16 protein-coding genes and 5 tRNA genes are annotated in these 16,915 nt (G+C 54.7%); all 21 read left to right on the forward strand.

What is annotated here, in order from left to right:
* Positions 1–5 precede the first annotated feature (5 nt).
* The 21 genes from Y71_RS05720 to luxS all read left to right on the forward strand — a co-directional run bounded on the left by Y71_RS05720 (position 6) and on the right by luxS (position 16,875).
* A complete protein-coding gene (locus tag Y71_RS05720; protein ID WP_007370550.1) occupies positions 6–857 on the forward strand; it encodes a class II fructose-bisphosphate aldolase in 852 nt (283 codons plus the stop codon).
* An 81-nt stretch (positions 858–938) separates the two neighbouring features.
* Positions 939–1,799, forward strand: a complete 861-nt coding sequence (locus Y71_RS05725) for a ketose-bisphosphate aldolase (protein WP_007370551.1) — start codon at positions 939–941, stop codon at positions 1,797–1,799.
* A 48-nt stretch (positions 1,800–1,847) separates the two neighbouring features.
* Positions 1,848–2,765 (forward strand): ROK family protein, encoded by a 918-nt coding sequence (locus tag Y71_RS05730; protein WP_007370552.1) that lies wholly within the window; start codon positions 1,848–1,850, stop codon positions 2,763–2,765.
* Positions 2,762–3,448: a D-lyxose/D-mannose family sugar isomerase gene (locus Y71_RS05735; RefSeq protein WP_007370553.1), complete on the forward strand. Its 687-nt coding sequence runs from the start codon at positions 2,762–2,764 to the stop codon at positions 3,446–3,448. The genes Y71_RS05730 and Y71_RS05735 overlap by 4 nt, the downstream gene beginning before the upstream one ends.
* A 485-nt stretch (positions 3,449–3,933) precedes the next feature.
* Entirely contained in the window at positions 3,934–4,608 is a 675-nt protein-coding gene (locus Y71_RS05745) for a metal ABC transporter ATP-binding protein (protein ID WP_007370554.1), read from the forward strand.
* The gene (locus tag Y71_RS05750) at positions 4,605–5,468 is read left to right on the forward strand and encodes a metal ABC transporter permease (RefSeq protein WP_007370555.1); all 864 of its coding nucleotides are present in this window, start codon (positions 4,605–4,607) and stop codon (positions 5,466–5,468) included. Before Y71_RS05745 ends, Y71_RS05750 begins: the two co-directional genes overlap by 4 nt.
* 12 nt (positions 5,469–5,480) lie before the next feature.
* Entirely contained in the window at positions 5,481–6,359 is an 879-nt protein-coding gene (locus tag Y71_RS05755; RefSeq protein ID WP_007370556.1) for a metal ABC transporter substrate-binding protein, read from the forward strand.
* Between the two features lie 189 nt (positions 6,360–6,548).
* Positions 6,549–7,046, forward strand: coding sequence for a nicotinamide-nucleotide amidase (gene pncC / locus Y71_RS05760; RefSeq protein ID WP_007370557.1), 498 nt, complete (start codon positions 6,549–6,551; stop codon positions 7,044–7,046).
* A gap of 90 nt (positions 7,047–7,136) precedes the next feature.
* Positions 7,137–8,201 carry a recombinase RecA gene (gene recA, locus Y71_RS05765; RefSeq protein ID WP_007370558.1) on the forward strand — a complete coding sequence of 355 codons (1,065 nt, stop codon included), beginning with the start codon at positions 7,137–7,139 and terminating at the stop codon, positions 8,199–8,201.
* Positions 8,202–8,269: 68 nt separating this feature from the next.
* A complete protein-coding gene (gene recX / locus Y71_RS05770; protein ID WP_007370559.1) occupies positions 8,270–8,770 on the forward strand; it encodes a recombination regulator RecX in 501 nt (166 codons plus the stop codon).
* Positions 8,771–8,900: 130 nt separating this feature from the next.
* Positions 8,901–11,531, forward strand: a complete 2,631-nt coding sequence (gene alaS / locus Y71_RS05775) for an alanine--tRNA ligase (RefSeq protein WP_035942094.1) — start codon at positions 8,901–8,903, stop codon at positions 11,529–11,531.
* Between the two features lie 240 nt (positions 11,532–11,771).
* The gene (gene csrA, locus Y71_RS05780; protein ID WP_007370562.1) at positions 11,772–11,957 is read left to right on the forward strand and encodes a carbon storage regulator CsrA; all 186 of its coding nucleotides are present in this window, start codon (positions 11,772–11,774) and stop codon (positions 11,955–11,957) included.
* A gap of 336 nt (positions 11,958–12,293) precedes the next feature.
* Positions 12,294–12,386, forward strand: a tRNA-Ser gene (locus Y71_RS05785).
* Positions 12,387–12,390: 4 nt separating this feature from the next.
* Positions 12,391–12,467: transfer RNA gene (locus Y71_RS05790), tRNA-Arg, on the forward strand.
* A 196-nt stretch (positions 12,468–12,663) separates the two neighbouring features.
* Positions 12,664–12,740: transfer RNA gene (locus Y71_RS05795), tRNA-Arg, on the forward strand.
* A gap of 196 nt (positions 12,741–12,936) precedes the next feature.
* Positions 12,937–13,013: transfer RNA gene (locus Y71_RS05800), tRNA-Arg, on the forward strand.
* A gap of 196 nt (positions 13,014–13,209) precedes the next feature.
* Positions 13,210–13,286, forward strand: a tRNA-Arg gene (locus tag Y71_RS05805).
* 303 nt (positions 13,287–13,589) lie between these two features.
* Entirely contained in the window at positions 13,590–14,156 is a 567-nt protein-coding gene (yqaB, locus tag Y71_RS05810) for a fructose-1-phosphate/6-phosphogluconate phosphatase (RefSeq protein ID WP_007370563.1), read from the forward strand.
* The gene (locus Y71_RS05815) at positions 14,153–14,581 is read left to right on the forward strand and encodes a YqaA family protein (RefSeq protein ID WP_007370564.1); all 429 of its coding nucleotides are present in this window, start codon (positions 14,153–14,155) and stop codon (positions 14,579–14,581) included. Before yqaB ends, Y71_RS05815 begins: the two co-directional genes overlap by 4 nt.
* A gap of 80 nt (positions 14,582–14,661) precedes the next feature.
* Positions 14,662–16,206: a glutamate--cysteine ligase gene (gene gshA / locus Y71_RS05820; protein WP_007370565.1), complete on the forward strand. Its 1,545-nt coding sequence runs from the start codon at positions 14,662–14,664 to the stop codon at positions 16,204–16,206.
* A 153-nt stretch (positions 16,207–16,359) separates the two neighbouring features.
* Positions 16,360–16,875 (forward strand): S-ribosylhomocysteine lyase, encoded by a 516-nt coding sequence (gene luxS, locus Y71_RS05825; RefSeq protein WP_007370566.1) that lies wholly within the window; start codon positions 16,360–16,362, stop codon positions 16,873–16,875.
* Positions 16,876–16,915: the final 40 nt, after the last annotated feature.

The following is a 16,915-nucleotide window of genomic DNA, read 5'->3' on the forward strand; positions in this document are numbered from 1 at the left end:
ACCCTATGTTTGCCGATATGAAAAGCATGGTGACCAAAGCCTGGTGTGAACACTATGCGTTGCTCGCTATCAACTGTATGAACCTGGAAAGCGCCCGTGCGGCGGTTCGGGTTGCCGAGAAACACCGCGCACCGATCATCCTGAACCTGTATCAGGAGCATCTTGCCCATTTCCCGGCACCGGTTGCCGTGGCGGTGGTAAAAGCGTTGGCCGAGGAGGCCACGGTGCCGGTCACACTGGCGCTGGACCACGGGAAAGATCCCGTGCGTATTCGCCAGGCGTTTCGCGCCGGGTTTAGCGGGCTGATGATTGATGCGTCCGCCTTCCCGCTGGAAGAGAACGTCCGTCAGACCCGCGCGGTGGTTGAGCTGGCTGCCAGCGCCGGGCTGTGTGTGGAGGGGGAGTTAGGCCATCTGGCCGATGCACCGCGCTACGATCACGCCACCAATGCGGATCTGATGACCCAGGCCGCCGACGTCGAGCCGTTTATCCAGCAGACTGGGATTGACCTTCTGGCAGTGTCAGTCGGAACCGCGCACGGCATGTACGCCCCCGGCATCACGCCCGCCATCGATTTTCAACGCCTGGAAGAGGTGGCGCGTAAATCGACGGTGCCCCTGGCATTGCACGGCGGCAGCGGAACCCCGTTTGACCAGATGCAGCGCTGTCCGTCCTTTGGTGTCGCCAAGATCAACGTCGGCGCTGCGGTGTTCGAAGCCGGGAAAGCCGCGCTGCTGCATACCCTGTGTCATGACCATTCTCGCGAACTGGTGGATGTGCTGATGGCCATGGAGCAGGCCAGCGAGGAAGCCATTATCCCGTATCTACAGGCCAGCGGCGCCATCGGCAAAGCCTGATTCATTTTTCTGTAACGCCTTCTATGCCTCTGCAACGATGCACCGGCAGGGCCTGCTACACCCTGAAACTGGAGAATTAACATGTTAATTTCGATGAAAGAGTTACTGAAACCCACCCGCCAACACGGTTTCGCTATTGGTGCGTTCAACGTGGCGGACAGCTGCTTCATTCGCGCGGTGGTGGAAGAAGCGGAAGCCACCAACACGCCTGCAATTATCTCTATCCACCCCAGCGAACACGATTTTGTCGGGGATAGCTTTTTCGGCTATGTCCGCGATATCACCATGCGCAGCCCGGTGCCGTTCACCCTGCACCTGGATCACGGTGCATCGGTCGAGCATGTGCTTCGGGCAATCCAGTGCGGCTTCACCTCGGTAATGATCGACGGCTCGTTACTGCCCTATGAGGAGAACGTGGCGCTGACCAAAGAAGTGGTGCGTCTGGCGCATGCGGTGGGCGTTTCGGTGGAAGGGGAACTGGGCACCATCGGCCAGACGGGCACGTCTGTGGAAGGCGGCGTGTCGGAAGTGACCTATACCGACCCGGCACAGGCAGAGGATTTTATTGCCCGCACCGGGGCAGATACTCTGGCGGTGGCGATCGGGACGGCACATGGTATCTACCCGAAAGGGATGCAGCCGAAGCTGCAAATGAACATTCTGCGCGACATTGCCGGGCGTCTGGATATTCCGCTGGTGCTACACGGAGGTTCGGCCAACCCGGATGTAGAAATCGCCGAGTCCGTGACCCTGGGGGTGGGCAAAATCAATATCTCCAGCGACATGAAGTACGCCTACTTCCAGAAAGTGCGTGAGATCCTTGCCAGAGAAACCTGGTGGGATCCGAACGTGATCTATCCGGATGCGATCAACGCTGCGCGAGATGTGATCCGCCACAAAATGAAGCTGTTTGGATCAACCGGGAAAGCATCACTCTACTAAGGCCATTAAGGCGGGTTCGCCCGCCTTTTTCGCAATAAGGAAAGAGATATGTACTACCTGGGGCTGGATATCGGCGGCACGAAAATGGCGGCGGTGGTGATGGACGCACAAGGGCAGGAAATAGCCCGTTACCGTTGCCCGACGCAGAAAGCGAGTTATCCGCAGTTTGTGGAATCGGTGGTCGCCTTTATCGACCAGATTAGCCATGACATACAACTGCCGATGATGACGGGGATTGCCCTGCCGGGCAGCGTCTCGCCGCTGAGCGGTCTGATTAAGAACTCTAATATCCAGGTAATTAATGGTCGCGCGTTGCAGACGGATCTCCAGCAGTTGCTGGGGCAGACAATGGTGATGGCAAACGACGGAAACTGTTTCGCTTTGTCGGAAGCCTGTGACGGTGCGGGGCAGCAGCATGAAGTCGTGTTCGGTATCACGCTCGGTACCGGCTGCGGTGGCGGGATAGCCATTCACCGCCAGCCGTTTGTTGGCGCGTGGGGGAATGCCGCCGAGTGCGGACATATCACCCTGCCTGGCTACAGCGAGCAACTCGATGGGCCGCCAGTGCGCTGTTACTGCGGTAAAGATAACTGCGTGGAGTCGTTTGTCTCCGGGACGGGGTTGAGCGAACGCTATCAATGGCTTAACGGACAGCATCTTACGGGCGATGCGATTGTGGCGCTGGCGCAGCAGGGGGAGCCCGATGCCGTGCGGCAGGTAGCGCGGTTTCGCCAGCAGCTTGCTCGCACTCTGGCGACGGTAGTGAATCTTCTCGATCCAGGTGTGATTGTGATTGGCGGCGGGCTGTCGAATGCGGCGTTGCTTATCGCGAACCTGGACACCGAAGTGGCCCACTTCGTTTTTACCGATCATTTCTCCACCCCCATCGTGAAAGCCCATCACGGCGACAGCAGCGGCATGCGTGGCGCTGCCTGGCTTGCCATTCGAACCGGGAGAACAGAATGAAACGTTCACAGATTAACTATGCCATTGATAAAGCTCATGCCATCGCCGAGACGTTCGGGGTGTGCCTGCCGGAGTTTGCATTTTTTACCGCCGATGCCTGGCGAAAGCAGCCGCTGGGGGAGTGGGGCGAAGTGCTGGATCTGCAGTTGGGCTGGGATATCACCGATTTTGGCCGGGGTGATTTCGGCAAGATTGGCCTGACGCTGCTAACGTTGCGTAACGGCGCGCTGAATTCGAGAGCGTACCCAAAGCCGTATGCCGAAAAGATGCTGCAAATTCAGCAGGAGCAGCAGACGCCGTGGCATTTTCATACCCATAAGATGAAAGACATTCTGAACCGGGGCCGCGGCGATTTGTGTATGCAGCTCGGCTGGGCGACGGATGAGGCGCTGTTTGACGAGCGGCGCATGGTTGAAGTGAGCGTGGACGGGCGGCAACGTACGTTTAAGCCCGGCGAGACGCTGGTGTTAAAACCGGGGCAGGGGGTGTGTCTGCCGCCGCGTTTGTATCACCGTTTCTGGGCCGAGAAAACGCTTGTGCTCGGTTGGGAGATTTCGATGGTGAATGACGATAAGCGCGATAACTATTTCCTCGAACCTGGCGGGCGTTTTCCGACCATTGAGGAGGATGTCCCCGTGAAGTGGTTGTTATGCAAAGAATATGATCGTTTGAATGTGACGTGACACGAACGGTATCTTATGTGGACAGCGCGTTTTCCCCCCTTTCCCTTTTCTGTTTCTTATACTCAAATCCCTGATGTGGTCGTCGGGGATTTTTTTGAGCCTTTTTCCCATCCATGGGAAAAACATGAGTGTAAATGGCTCTTGCGAAGATGGGGCGATGGATGACAGCTGGGTAGTGATATGGCACGGCCTGGTTCAGGCTTCAGAATATCGTTGAAGAATATCACCCAGCGAAGCCTCTTGATCAGACGATCTGATCAAGAGATAGCCTACTGGAGGGGAATCTGAAACATTTCGATGCACTCCCGTTTCGCCTCTGCATTTACATCAACGCCGTGAATGTTTATTGTTACGTTATAACATATTTGAGGCGTATCGATGATCCCCGTAACTCTGTTTTCTCTGTCTGGTGCGACCCGGTTGCTGCTGGCCGTCGCGTTATTGCTGGTGCTCTGGCTCCTGACTGATTGGGCGGTCACGTTGCCATGATTGAACTTGACCATTTAGTGGCGGGATATGACCGGCTGGCAATTACCCCTTCGCTCTGCGGCACGCTGGAGCGCGGAAGTATGACCGCTATTGTCGGCGCTAACGGCTGCGGCAAATCGACATTATTAAAAACGCTGGCCGGATTTTTACCTCCGGTGAGCGGCGTGCTGCGCTGGCAACCATCACGCCCGACAATTGGCTGGCTGGCGCAGCGTCACGCGCTGGAATCACAATTTCCGCTTACCGTTCAGGATGTGGTTTGCATGGGCTGTTGGCCGCGTATCTCCCTGTTTCGCGGCCTGAATCGTGATGCGCGTATGCGGGTTGCACAAGGGCTGGAACGCGTGGGCTTAACGGCCATGGCGCGTGAAACCATTGATACGCTCTCCGGAGGGCAATTCCAGCGCATGTTATTTGCCCGCGTCTGGGTACAAAACGCGCCGCTGGTCATGCTGGATGAACCCTTCACTGGCATTGATGAAATTACCTCGCAGATATTGATGGAACAAATCGTTGATATGCATCGCGAAGGGCAGACCATTCTGGCGGTGCTACATGATAGTGAACGCGTGGCGCGTTACTTTCCGCAAACCTTGCGCCTTGGCGAAAAAGCCGCGCAGTGGGGCGCATCCGCTCAGTCTCAGGCGACGGCTGAGGTGTGCAGCGCATGATCTGGCATCTCTTTTTCCAGCCGTTTATTGAATTTGGTTTTATGCGCCGCGCACTGGTGGTTTGCATGGCGCTTTCGGTTAGCACCACGGCGCTGGGGGTCTTTTTGCTGCTGCGTCGTATGAGCCTGATGGGTGATGCGCTTTCGCACGCCATTTTGCCGGGTGTGGCAGTCGGTTACTTGCTGAACGGCATGTCGCTGCTGGCGATGAGTATTGGTGGTTTCATTGCAGGCATCACCGTGGCGCTGGTCGCTGGCTGGGTCAGCCGCCGTACGCCGCTGAAAGAGGACGCCAGCTTTGCCGGTTTTTATCTCGGCTCGCTGGCGCTGGGCGTCACGCTGGTGTCGTTACGCGGTTCGAACGTTGACCTGTTGCACCTACTGTTTGGTTCGATTCTGGCGGTGGATAGTGATGCGGCGCTGTTTGTCGCGGGTGTCGCCAGCCTGACGCTGATCGTGCTGGCGGTGGGGTATCGCGGGCTGGTCAGCGAAGCGTTCGACAGTGCGTTTTTGCAGGTGAATGCATCCCGCTTGCCGGGATTGCTGCACGGGCTGTTTCTGGCGTTACTGGTATTAAACCTGGTGGCCGGGTTTCAGGTCCTCGGCACGTTGATGGCGGTGGGCGTCATGATGCTGCCCGCAGTGGCGGCGCGCTGTTGGGTGCGCACGCTACCGGCGTTGTTACTGCTGGCGGCGATAACCGGCGCGCTCTGCGCCTGGCTGGGCTTAAGTTTATCGTGGATGGCGGGCCTGCCTGCTGGCCCCGCCATTGTGCTGACCGCCAGCGCGGTGTTCTTTTTTTCCATTTTATTTGGCACGCGCAGCGGGCTGGCTCAAAGCCTGCGTGCGCTTTTAACATAGCAAGGGGAAATGATGAAACGTACAGGGGTGATGCTGGCGCTTGCGCTGGGCTTGATGGCGCAGGGCGCGATGGCAAAAACATTAAATGTGGTGGCCAGTTTTTCTATTCTCGGTGATATCGCACAAGAAGTTGGCGGCGATCATGTAAAGGTGACGGCGCTGGTCGGGCCGGATGGCGATCCGCATACCTTTGAACCCTCGGCAAAAGACAGCGCGCTGCTGAATAAAGCCGATGTAGTGGTGGTTAATGGTTTAGGGCTGGAAGGCTGGCTCGACAGGCTGGTGAAAGCCTCCGGTTTTAAAGGCCAACTGGTGGTGGCTTCAACTGGCGTATCCACGCATACTCTGGAAGAGGATGGTAAAACCGTGACCGATCCTCACGCCTGGAACAGCGCCGCCAACGGTGCGCTGTATGCACAAAATATTCTGGCCGCGCTGGTGAAAGCCGATCCGGCAGATGAAGCCGCGCTTAATGCTTCCGGCCAGCGCTATATCGCCGAGTTAAAACAAATGGATAGCTGGGCGAAAGAGCGCTTCAGCGCTATCCCGCAGGCGAAACGTAAAGTGCTGACCAGCCATGATGCCTTCGGCTATTTCGCCCGTGCCTACAATGTTGAGTTTATGGCGCCGCAGGGGATCTCCTCGGAGAGTGAAGCCAGCGCAGCACAGGTAGCGTCGTTGATTAAACAGATTAAAGCCGATGGCGTTCACGTCTGGTTTATGGAGAACCAGCTCGATCCGCGTCTGGTAAAACAGATTGCCAGCGCGACCGGCGCGCAGCCGGGCGGTGAACTCTATCCGGAAGCGCTCAGCGCGAAAGGCGGCGTGGCGGATACTTATCAGAAAGCGTTTCGCCATAACGTTGACACCATCGCAAACAGCATGAAATAACTCCCAATAAGCCGGATAAGCGGCAACCGCTATCCGGCGAATTACCCGGCGGCCGGGTCTGTGGTTAGGGCCGCCATTTTCTCTACCGCGCTTTTTTCGGAAGCCTCCTCGTAAATTCATTAACCCATCCCCATATTTGCCCGGAAAGTGGTATCTTTTCCGCCACGATTTTTGTGCACGGGAGCCATCATGACGGACACTGAATTAATGCAACTGAGTGAGCGTATCGGGCAGGCGTTAAAAGCGCGCGGCGCAACGCTAACGACGGCGGAATCCTGCACCGGCGGCTGGGTTGCAAAGGTCATCACTGACATTGCCGGCAGTTCCGCCTGGTTTGAACGTGGGTTTGTTACCTACAGTAATGAAGCAAAAGCGCAAATGATTGGCGTGCAGCCCGACACGCTGGATGCGCACGGTGCTGTGAGCGAGCCGGTGGTGGTGGAAATGGCGATTGGCGCGCTGAAAGCGGCGCGTGCCGATTATGCTATTTCGATCAGCGGTATCGCCGGGCCGGATGGCGGCAGTGAAGCGAAGCCGGTCGGCACCGTCTGGTTTGGCATTGCCAGCGTCAGTGGGGAAGGGATTACGCGGCGCGAATGCTTTCCTGGCGATCGCGAAGCGGTGCGCAGGCAGGCGACGGCTTATGCGCTGCAAACCCTCTGGCAACATTTTCTACAAAAGACTTGATACTGTATGACCATACAGTATAATTGCGACAACAGAACAGTAATTCACCGCGGGGCGTAACGCGCTTCACTCTGCATGACAGGAGTAATAATGGCTATCGACGAAAACAAACAAAAGGCGCTTGCAGCTGCACTGGGTCAGATCGAAAAGCAATTCGGTAAAGGCTCCATCATGCGTCTGGGTGAAGACCGCTCCATGGATGTGGAAACCATCTCCACCGGTTCGCTCTCGCTGGATATCGCGCTGGGCGCGGGCGGTCTGCCGATGGGGCGTATCGTCGAAATCTACGGGCCGGAATCATCCGGTAAAACCACGCTGACATTGCAGGTGATTGCTGCAGCGCAGCGCGAAGGTAAAACCTGTGCGTTTATCGATGCGGAACACGCGCTGGATCCTATCTATGCCCGTAAGCTGGGCGTTGATATCGACAACCTGCTGTGCTCCCAGCCGGACACCGGTGAGCAGGCGCTGGAGATCTGTGATGCGCTGGCGCGCTCCGGCGCAGTTGACGTGCTGGTTGTCGACTCCGTGGCGGCATTAACGCCGAAAGCGGAAATCGAAGGCGAAATCGGTGACTCTCACATGGGCCTCGCGGCACGTATGATGAGCCAGGCGATGCGTAAGCTGGCCGGTAACCTGAAACAGTCCAATACGCTGCTGATCTTTATCAACCAGATCCGTATGAAAATTGGTGTGATGTTCGGTAACCCGGAAACCACCACCGGCGGTAACGCACTGAAGTTCTACGCTTCTGTGCGCCTGGATATTCGCCGTATCGGTGCGGTAAAAGAGGGTGACAACGTTATCGGCAGCGAAACCCGCGTAAAAGTGGTGAAAAACAAAATCGCTGCGCCGTTCAAACAGGCTGAATTCCAGATCCTTTACGGTGAAGGTATCAACTTCTACGGCGAGCTGGTTGACCTTGGCGTGAAAGAGAAGCTGATTGAAAAAGCGGGTGCCTGGTACAGCTACAACGGTGAAAAAATCGGACAGGGTAAAGCGAATGCAACAACCTGGCTGAAAGAGAACCCGGCAACGGCGAAAGAGATCGAGAAAAAAGTGCGCGAGATTCTGCTCAGTAATCAGAATTCCGCTGCGGAATTCTCGGTGGATAGCAACGGCGAAGACGTTGAAGAAACCAACGAAGATTTCTGATAATCTGAACCGCAATCGAGGGCTGCTGATGCAGCCCTTTTGCTTTTCTGCGACCACAGGAATGAGCCATGTCTGACGATACTCCCCGCCGCTCTGCTCTTCCCCGTTTGCGCGATCGGGCGATGCGGATTCTGGCGATGCGCGATCACAGTGAAAAAGAGTTTCGCCGCAAATTGACGGCGCCGGTAATGGGGAAAAACGGCCCGGAGGAACTCGACTGTACGGAAGAAGAGGTGGTGCAGATTGTAGAGTGGTGTCTTGAGCACCATTTTCTCGATGATGCCCGTTTCGTGCGTCAGTTTATCGCCAGCCGGGCGCGCAAAGGCTATGGGCCTGTTCGTATTCGCCAGGAACTGAATCAAAAAGGGATAGCGCGGGAAACGACGGAACAGGCGATGCGCGAATGCGATATCGACTGGGTCGCCAGCGCTCGCGATCAGGCGCTGCGCAAGTATGGAGAACCACTGCCGACAGAGTTTGTCGCGAAAGTAAAAGTGCAACGCTTTTTGCTCTATCGTGGCTTTTTGCAGGAAGATATTCAGGAGATATGGCGAAATTTTGCCGACTGAGCGCATACGGGATTTTACTTCGCACTAAAGAAAACTTATCTTATTCCCACTTTTTCCAGTAACTGGCGCGTCTGCTATGTCATGGCGGCGGCTGGTTACCACATTTCGTTAGCTTGATTTCAGGATAATTATGAGCAAGAGCACCGCTGAGATCCGTCAGGCGTTTCTCGATTTTTTCCATAGCAAAGGACACCAGGTAGTTGCCAGCAGCTCCCTTGTGCCAAATAACGACCCGACTTTGCTGTTTACCAACGCAGGGATGAACCAGTTCAAGGATGTGTTCCTTGGGCTCGACAAACGTAATTATTCCCGCGCCACCACGGCACAGCGTTGTGTCCGTGCCGGTGGTAAACACAATGACCTGGAAAACGTCGGTTACACTGCACGTCATCACACCTTTTTTGAAATGCTGGGCAACTTTAGCTTCGGCGATTACTTCAAACATGATGCTATTCAGTATGCATGGGAACTGCTGACCGGTGAAAACTGGTTCAACCTGCCGAAAGAGCGTCTGTGGGTGACGGTGTACGAAACGGATGATGAAGCCTACGAAATTTGGGAAAAAGAAGTTGGTATCCCGCGTGAGCGTATTATTCGCATCGGTGATAACAAAGGCGCAGCTTACGCGTCTGATAACTTCTGGCAGATGGGCGATACTGGTCCGTGCGGTCCGTGTACCGAGATTTTCTACGATCATGGCGATCACATCTGGGGCGGCCCTCCGGGCAGTCCGGAAGAAGATGGTGACCGTTACATCGAAATCTGGAACATCGTCTTTATGCAGTTTAACCGCCAGGCCGATGGCACCATGGAACCGCTGCCGAAACCGTCAGTGGATACCGGTATGGGCCTGGAGCGTGTGGCAGCCGTACTGCAACATGTGAATTCCAACTATGAAATCGATCTGTTCGTTAAGCTGATCGAAGCCGTAGCGAAAGTGACCGGTGCGACGGATTTGAGCAACAAATCCCTGCGCGTTATCGCGGACCACATTCGTTCCTGTGCTTTCCTTATTGCTGACGGTGTGATCCCATCGAACGAAAACCGCGGCTATGTGCTGCGTCGTATCATCCGTCGTGCTATCCGCCACGGTAACATGCTGGGCGCGAAGGACACCTTCTTCTATAAACTGGTTGCGCCGCTGATCGCTGTGATGGGCTCTGCCGGTGAAGATCTGCAACGCCAGCAGGCGCAGGTTGAACAGGTTCTGAAAACTGAAGAAGAGCAGTTTGCCCGTACTCTGGAGCGCGGTCTGGCGCTGCTGGACGAAGAGCTGGCAAAACTGAAAGGGGATACGCTGGACGGCGAAACAGTCTTCCGTCTGTACGATACCTACGGTTTCCCGATGGATCTGACCGCGGACGTTTGCCGCGAGCGTAACCTGAAAATTGATGAAGCCGGTTTTGAAGCCGCCATGGAAGAGCAGCGCCGCCGCGCACGCGAATCCAGCGGATTTGGCGCAGACTACAACGCGATGATTCGCGTTGATAGCGCGTCGGAATTTAAAGGCTACGATCACCTTGAACTGAACGGCAAAGTGACCGCGCTGTTTGTCGACGGCAAACCGGTGAACGCGATTGCTGCAGGCCAGGAAGCGGTTGTCGTGCTTGATGAAACGCCATTCTATGCAGAATCCGGCGGTCAGGTTGGCGATAAAGGCGAACTGAAAGGCAACGGTTTTACGTTTACCGTGCAGGATACGCAGAAATATGGTCAGGCGATTGGCCACATCGGCAAGCTGGCGACCGGGACCCTGAAAGTGGGTGACGGTGTGAAAGCAGAAGTCGACGAAGCGCGTCGCGCGCGCATCCGCCTGAATCACTCTGCAACGCACCTGATGCACGCTGCGTTGCGTACCGTTCTTGGTACTCACGTCGCGCAGAAAGGTTCGCTGGTGAATGACAAAGCGCTGCGCTTTGACTTCTCTCATTTCGAGGCGATGAAACCGTCTGAGATCCGCGCGGTGGAAGATCTGGTGAACGCGCAGATTCGCCGTAACCTGCCGATCGAAACCAATATCATGGATCTGGAAGCCGCGAAAGCGAATGGCGCGATGGCGCTGTTTGGCGAGAAATACGATGAGCGCGTGCGTGTACTGAGCATGGGCGATTTCTCTACCGAACTGTGCGGTGGTACGCACGCGTCCCGCACCGGTGATATTGGTCTGTTCCGCATTGTGTCTGAATCAGGCACTGCTGCTGGCGTTCGTCGTATCGAAGCGGTTACCGGTGAAGGTGCGATTGCCAGCCTGCATGCGCAGAGCGACCAACTGCACGATATCGCGCAGTTGCTGAAAGGCGATAGCCAGAACCTCAGTGACAAAGTGCGTACCGTTATCGATCGTACGCGTCAGCTGGAAAAAGAGTTGCAGCAGCTTAAAGAGCAGGCAGCAGCGCAGGAGAGCGCGAACCTGTCCGGCAAAGCGATTGAAGTTAACGGCGTGAAACTGCTGGTCAGCGAACTGGCAGGCGTCGAGCCGAAGATGCTGCGTACCATGGTGGACGATCTGAAGAACCAGTTAGGCGCTTCTGTTATTGTTCTCGCCACTGTGGCTGAAGGGAAAGTTTCTCTGATTGCGGGCGTCTCGAAGGATGTGACTGACCGTGTGAAAGCAGGGGATCTGGTTGGTATGGTTGCCCAGCAGGTTGGGGGCAAAGGGGGGGGACGTCCGGACATGGCGCAAGCCGGTGGTACCGACGCGGCTGCGCTTCCCGCTGCTCTTGCCAGTGTTAAAGACTGGGTAAGCGCGAAACTGTCATAACTACAAAGCGAATGCACAGGCCATAATCTTACCGATTATGGCCTTGTTGCCACTACGCTATTGATAACAAGAAAGTCAGGTTGAAGTTGTGTATATCGGCTAAACTTACGTTTAACAGAATGTGATGCCGTGACTGCTTACACTTTACGTGTTTGTCATCGCTTACTTTTTGGCGTTATATGATGGATAATGCCGGGATACAGAGAGACCCGACTCTTTTAATCTTTCAAGGAGCAAAGAATGCTGATTCTGACTCGTCGAGTTGGTGAAACCCTCATGATTGGGGATGAGGTCACTGTGACTGTCTTAGGGGTTAAGGGTAACCAGGTGCGCATTGGCGTTAATGCCCCGAAAGAAGTATCTGTTCACCGTGAAGAGATCTACCAGCGTATCCAGGCTGAAAAATCACAGCAGTCCAACTACTGATGCTATTATGCGTCTCGCGGTTGTACGGCGAGACGCAACACCTCCTCCGGATTTTCTCCTCTCCAGGTTTCCTTTTTATTTCAGCCCGCTGATTTTTTATATCAGGCTCGTATTTTCGTGGCAGGTTTGTTTCTGTTTTTCTCCAGCGAAGCGGCGGAAATTCTGCTGAGAAAACATCCTTTTTGGCCTTTTTACAGGCTAATTGACTGCGAAGTGTGCAAACGATTCAGGGGCTGGAAAAATTGTTTGACTTATAAGTCCCAGAAAGTAATATGTGCGCCACGCAGCGACGATGAGCTCTCAACAAGTTCTTCAAAGCACTCGAAAGAGGCGTGTGGTGAGGTGGCCGAGAGGCTGAAGGCGCTCCCCTGCTAAGGGAGTATGCGGTCAAAAGCTGCATCCGGGGTTCGAATCCCCGCCTCACCGCCATTTTGCATCCGTAGCTCAGCTGGATAGAGTACTCGGCTACGAACCGAGCGGTCGGAGGTTCGAATCCTCCCGGATGCACCATATTTTGAGGGAATGACAGCGAATTTGTTGTTTCCGAAACGGCGGATAAAACCGCCTGCACCAGGGTGGATAACGTTGCTTTAGCAACGGCCCGCAGGGCGAGTCGAAAGACGAGTCATCCTCCCGGATGCACCATCTTTGTCAGTGTGGCGAGGAATGCAGCACTGAATCAGCGTAGTAAACAAGTATTCCCGATGCATCCGTAGCTCAGCTGGATAGAGTACTCGGCTACGAACCGAGCGGTCGGAGGTTCGAATCCTCCCGGATGCACCATATTGTGAAGAAGTGACAGCGAGTTTGTCGTTTCCATAACGGTGGATAAAACCGCCTGCACCAGGGTGGATAACGTTGCTTTAGCAACGGCCCACAGGGCGAGTCGAAAGACGAGTCATCCTCCCGGATGCACCATTTTTATTAGTGTCGCAAGGAAGGCAGCACTAAATCAGCGTAGTAAACAAGTATTCCCGATGCATCCGTAGCTCAGCTGGATAGAGTACTCGGCTACGAACCGAGCGGTCGGAGGTTCGAATCCTCCCGGATGCACCATATTGTGAAGAAGTGACAGCGAGTTTGTCGTTTCCATAACGGTGGATAAAACCGCCTGCACCAGGGGGGATAACGTTGCTTTAGCAACTGCCCGCAGGACGAGTCGAAAGACGAGTCATCCTCCCGGATGCATCATCTTTGTCAGTGTGGCGAGGAACGCAGCACTGAATCAGCGTAGTAAATAAGCATTCCCAATGCATCCGTAGCTCAGCTGGATAGAGTACTCGGCTACGAACCGAGCGGTCGGAGGTTCGAATCCTCCCGGATGCACCATCTTCTTATAAAATAACAGCCAGCCGGATGTTTCTGGCGTCGCGGATAAAACCGTTGGCACCAGGGTGGATAACTTTGCTTTAGCAACGGCCCGCAGGGCGAGTCGAAAGACGAGTCATCCTCCCGGATGCACCATCTCTCTGCAAAATCTCCACTCATGTTCTACAAGCTCCACCTCTTCTGAAAAAACGTATTCTGCGAACCCCCTTCCAGTAAAGGCATCTCAGCTTTCTCTTGCCAGCAGCGACAAAAAACGCTGTTTACGTTAAAGTAACTGTTTGTTATCCGCTTTGTGAGAACATGATGTACGAACGTTACGCTGGTCTGATTTTTGATATGGATGGCACTATTCTGGACACCGAGCCGACCCACCGTAAAGCCTGGCATGAAGTGCTGGGGCGTTACGGGATGCGTTTTGACGAGCAGTCAATGGTCGGGCTAAACGGCTCACCGACCTGGCGTATCGCGCAGTTCATCATTGAAGCTAATCAGGGCGATCTCGATCCGCATGCGCTGGCGCAGGAGAAAACCGCAGCGGTCAAAGCAATGCTGCTGGATTCAGTGCGCCCTTTGCCATTAATCGAAGTTGTAAAAGAGTGGCACGGCCGTCGTCCCATGTCGGTGGGAACCGGCAGTGAAAGCGCTATTGCAGAAGCGCTATTGGCGCACCTTGGCCTGCGTCACTATTTCAATGCGGTTGTTGCCGCCGATCATGTTAAAAATCACAAACCTGCACCGGATACTTTCCTGCTTTGCGCCCAACAAATGGGCGTGGAGCCGACGCAATGCGTAGTATTTGAAGATGCAGATTTTGGTATCCAGGCAGCGCAGGCCGCCGGTATGGATGCAGTTGATGTACGCTTATTGTGAGTGACAGCCTGTCGCTCCTGTCATTGTTTGCCAGTAGCTTCCTCAGCGCCACGCTGTTGCCCGGCAATTCTGAGGTTGTGCTGATTGCGATGCTGCTCTCTGGTGTCAGTCAGCCCTGGCTGCTCGTAGTAATAGCAACAATGGGTAATAGCCTTGGAGGGCTGACTAACGTTATTCTTGGGCGTTTCTTTCCGCAGCGTAAAACATCGCGCTGGCAGGAAAAAGCGACTCACTGGCTCAGACGTTACGGCGCGGCAGCGCTGCTTCTGAGCTGGATGCCTGTTATAGGCGATGTGCTGTGTCTGCTGGCGGGCTGGATGCGCCTTTCATGGGGACCAGTGCTGTTTTTTTTATGCCTTGGCAAGGCGTTACGCTATATGGCGATAGCCCTGGTAACGCTACAAGGTATGACGTGGTGGCACTAATTGGACTGAGTGAGTGACCTTTAATCGTCAACCATTACAATTATGCTTAATAAAATGATTATTACAGGCGGGAGGTCAACTTGATCCCGGACGTATCACAGGCATTGTCCTGGCTGGAAAAACATCCTCAGGCAGTAAAGGGGATCCAACGCGGTCTTGAACGTGAGACGCTGCGCGTAAACGCAGACGGCTCACTGGCGACCACCGGTCATGCGGCGACGCTCGGCTCTGCCTTAACTCATCAGTGGATCACCACTGATTTTGCGGAAGCACTTCTGGAGTTTATTACGCCGGTCGATAGCGATATCGACCATATGTTGACGATCATGCGCGATATTCATCGCTACACCGCGCGCCAGATTGGTGACGAGCGGATGTGGCCGCTGAGTATGCCGTGCTATATCAAAGACGGTCAGCAGATTGAGCTGGCGCAGTACGGCACCTCCAACATCGGTCGCCTGAAAACGCTCTATCGCGAAGGGTTGAAAAACCGCTATGGCGCGCTGATGCAAACCATTTCCGGCGTGCATTATAACTTCTCGTTGCCGATGGCATTCTGGGAAGCGAAAAGCGGCGGTACCGATAAAGAAACAGTATCCGACGGCTATTTCCGCCTGATCCGTAACTATTACCGTTTTGGCTGGGTGATCCCGTATCTGTTCGGTGCGTCTCCGGCAATCTGTTCGTCGTTCCTGCAAGGGAAACCGACCACGCTGCCGTTTGAGAAAACGCCGAACGGTATGTATTACCTGCCGTATGCCACATCGCTGCGCTTAAGCGATCTGGGCTATACCAATAAATCGCAGAACAATCTGGGCATCACCTTTAACAATCTGCACGATTATGTGGTGGCGCTGAAGCGGGCGATAAAAACGCCTTCGGAAGAGTACGCTAAAATTGGTCTGAAGAAAGACGATAAGTATCTGCAAATCAATACCAATATTTTGCAGATCGAGAACGAACTGTATGCGCCGATTCGCCCGAAACGCGTGACCCGTAGCGGTGAAACACCGTCGGACGCGCTGCTGCGCGGCGGCATTGAATATATTGAAGTGCGCTCGCTGGACATCAACCCCTTCACGGCGATTGGCGTTGACGAGCAGCAGGTTCGTTTCCTCGATCTGTTTATGGTCTGGTGCGTGCTGGCCGATGCGCCGGAGATGAGCAGCGACGAACTGCTGTGTACGCGTACAAACTGGAATCGCGTGATTCTTGAAGGCCGTAAACCTGGGCTGACGCTGGGTATTGGCTGTGAAACCGCACAATTCCCGCTGGCGAACGTCGGCAAGGATCTGTTCCGGGATTTGAAACGAGTGGCGCAGACGCTCGATGGCGTGTACGGTGGCAACGAATACGAACAGGTGTGTGAACAACTGGTCGCCAGCTTCGACGATCCGGAGCTTACCTTCTCGGCGCGCATCCTGCGTTCGATGATCGATAACGGAATTGGCGGCACCGGCAAAGCGCTGGGCGATCAGTATCGTTCACAGCTTCGCGAAGAGCCGCTGGAAATCCTGCATGAGGAAGATTTTATCGCCGAGTGCAAAGCATCGCTGGCGCGTCAGGCAGAGGTTGAAGCCCGGGATACCGAGTCATTTGAAGCGTTACTCGCGCGTCACGCCTGACAGAAAAGAAAAAGGCCACATCGCTGTGGCCAAAATTTCATCTCTGAAAATCAGGGATGATGATAACAAATGCGCGTCTTTCATATACTCAGACTCGCATGAAAAAGAAGAGTTCATTTTTATTTAAAAAAAATCACTGTCGGAGGTGACTAAATGCCATTGTTGGATAGCTTCACTGTCGATCATACCCGTATGGAAGCCCCTGCTGTCCGTGTAGCCAAGACCATGGACACGCCGCATGGCGACACCATCACCGTATTCGACCTGCGTTTCTGCGTGCCTAACAAAGAAGTCATGCCGGAAAAAGGGATCCACACGCTTGAGCATCTGTTTGCTGGTTTCATGCGTAACCACCTCAACGGAAACGGCGTTGAGATCATCGATATTTCGCCGATGGGTTGTCGCACGGGCTTCTACATGAGCCTGATTGGCACGCCGGATGAGCAGCGCGTTGCGGATGCGTGGAAAGCGGCGATGGCCGATGTGCTGAAGGTGAAAGAACAGAGCCAGATCCCGGAACTGAACGTCTACCAGTGCGGCACCTATACCATGCACTCGCTGGAAGAAGCGCAGGAAATCGCTCGTCACATTCTCGACCGCGATGTCCGCGTTAACAGCAACGAAGAGCTGGCCCTGCCGAAAGAAAAATTGCAGGAACTGCACATCTAGTGCTGTCATTGTAGCGCCCGGTAGCTAGCTTACCGGGCCT

Origin of the sequence: Kosakonia radicincitans DSM 16656, assembly GCF_000280495.2 — a bacterium.
GTDB lineage: Bacteria > Pseudomonadota > Gammaproteobacteria > Enterobacterales > Enterobacteriaceae > Kosakonia > Kosakonia radicincitans.